This window comes from Moorena sp. SIO2C4 (genome assembly GCF_010672485.1).
GTDB lineage: Bacteria > Cyanobacteriota > Cyanobacteriia > Cyanobacteriales > Coleofasciculaceae > Moorena > Moorena producens.
In genome coordinates, this window is the sequence record NZ_JAAHGN010001121.1 from 1 (window position 1) to 2,360 (window position 2,360).

Sequence of the window (2,360 nt, forward strand, 5' to 3'; positions counted from 1 at the left end):
TGGTGCAAATTGGTTTCCAAGGAAACTTAGCAGAGATTGTGGTCGTCACTCATGATGTGCGTGAAGGGAACTTCCGAGAGGCTCTAGATGAAATTCGGACTCTAGAGGCAGTGGATAGTATTCCTAGCCCTGAACGCTCCGAATTTCTGATTCTCAATGAATTACAACTACGCTATGACCAGAACATGCCTAAGCGAATGCGCAATTATGTGGCTTTAGCTGAGGAAAAATACAACCTATCCGCTTATCCAGTATTAATTAATATCTTGCCGCCCCCAAGCACGGTCACAATCGAAGACTGTTACGACAGTGAATTCATGGGATTAAAAGCCCGTCAAGATTATCGGGTAATTAATCTGTGGGAAGTAGATGCTGAATTAGTATTAGGACAACCATTACCTCCCCTATTTCCATTTGTACCGATCTTAAAAGGAGGTGGTAGTGAATCGAAATTGCGGTCAGCGGTGCAGGCTTTACGAGCGGATCAAACATTGAATCAACTAGAACCGTTGTTAGCTTTCTTTGCTAGCTTTGTGCTAGAGATACCATTAATTCAACAAATCATGAGGTGGGATATGACAGTATTACGGGAATCACCCTGGTATCAAGAGATTTTACAAGAGGGTCTTGCTCAAGGGATTGAACAAGGCATCCAACAAGAACGTCGAGGCAGTTTAGAGCGCATCCTTAAACTGCGATTTTCAGAGATTCCTTTAGAGATATCTCTGAAAATTCAAGCCTTAACTCTCGAACAATTAGAAGAGTTGATGGCCACAGCATTAACGGTTAACTCCCTAGATGAGTTTACTCAACATTTGCCCAAGTAATGTAAGCATTCAGCGGTCAGCCGTCAGCCGTCAGCTTTGTGGCACAGGCTTCTAACCTGTGACTTTCGTGACTATTAAACGAATGCTTGCCTGTTGTCTTGATGCAGTCGCTCATGGGGGTTTCCCCCAAGACCGCGCTGCATCGCTTATTCAAAAGCTGTTCGGTGTAGCGTGCCCTATGCCCATCAGCACATCAAGTAGCGTGCCCTATGCCCATCAGCTGATACGCGACACGCTGATAGCTGACAGTGCTACACCCTACCTCGACCCTGGGGTTAGGGGTGGGTTACTATTGCCTATTGCCTCTTGCCTCTTGCCTATTGCCTATTGCCTTTTGCCTTTTGCCTAGGGTCAGCAACCCTAACAAACCGGCACCATAAGCAGGCTGATCGCGAGGCCAAATTACTTTAACATTAGGGCTAAGCATGACTAGAGATGATTCAAATTGCTGACGGATTGAGGAAAGACCATGCCATACACTTCCGGTTGTTACTACTTCACATACTGAGTCAGGGCTAAATACGCTTTCAATTACAACTTGGGTAGCTTTGGCTAGTTGATTAACGGTATCTTCGATAATGCTAATGGCTACCTGATCCCCTTCAGCCGCTGCTCGATCCACAATTGGTGCTAAGGATGCAATTTCTTTGACTCCCCACCCTGGCTGATAAATAATATCTGTGATATAATTAAAGCTTGATAAGTTAAAATGGGTGGTGAAGCGCTCCTGAAGACTAGTTGTTGTTAGACTGGTTACTGCGCAGCCATCATAGGCTTTCATAGCGGCTCGTAATCCAGACACGGCAATGTGATAGGCACTGCCAACATCTCCTAGGATATGCCCCCAGCCACCAACTCGCTTGGTATTTCCCTGGGCATTGCGTCCAAAAATGATTGAGCCGGTGCCTGCGATCGCAACAACTCCCACAGGCTTACCGACTCCCCCCACTAAGGCAATCAAAGCATCATCACAAATCACAACATTAGAGGGGAGCAATGCCCAAGTGACGGGAATTGTCTGACTTGACAACAACTGTGGGACGAAGCCTTGCACCACTTCTCTATCTCGTGGACGACCAACACCGGCTAATCCCAAACACATCGCTTCCACTGTGACCGATTCCATGGACAGTTTAGCGGAAGCTTGTTGGGTGGCTTGGCGAATGGCTGATTCTATGGAGGCGAAAGCGGTTTTGATACCAACGGTGTGATAATTGGAGGCATCAGCTTCTCCTCGACCTAGGATTTGACCTTGGTGGTTGATCACTACACAAAGGGTTTTACTGGCACCGCCATCTATTCCGATTATACAAGTGGTCATTTATAGTTAGTTGATTCTAATGAAACTGGCAAGATGCCAGTTCTACGCAAATTGAAACTGGCAAGATGCCAGTTCTACGCCTGATGCCAGTTTAGCGATGGCTCGAAGAGCCCGCCAAAGGCGATCGCATTCAAAACTGGCGTTGCATCAGTCTTCGCCCTGAATAGGAGTAGAGTGGGCATCCTGCCCGCGCGAAAATAAGGAGGAAACTG

Annotated in this window: 2 protein-coding genes; one reads left to right on the forward strand and one right to left on the reverse strand. The window is 46.8% G+C overall.

Translation table 11 applies throughout. From position 1 onward, the window contains the following. Window positions 1-2: 2 nt before the first annotated feature. Window positions 3-827 carry a DUF4351 domain-containing protein gene (locus F6K20_RS40320; protein ID WP_353736880.1) on the forward strand — a complete coding sequence of 275 codons (825 nt, stop codon included), beginning with the start codon at window positions 3-5 and terminating at the stop codon, window positions 825-827. A 289-nt stretch (window positions 828-1,116) separates the two neighbouring features. Here F6K20_RS40320 and F6K20_RS34500 read toward each other — a convergent pair whose 3' ends face one another. Beyond that, complete coding sequence (locus tag F6K20_RS34500; RefSeq protein WP_008178838.1) at window positions 1,117-2,148, reverse strand: N-acetylglucosamine kinase; 1,032 nt, start codon at window positions 2,146-2,148, stop codon at window positions 1,117-1,119. Between the last annotated feature and the right edge of the window lie 212 nt (window positions 2,149-2,360).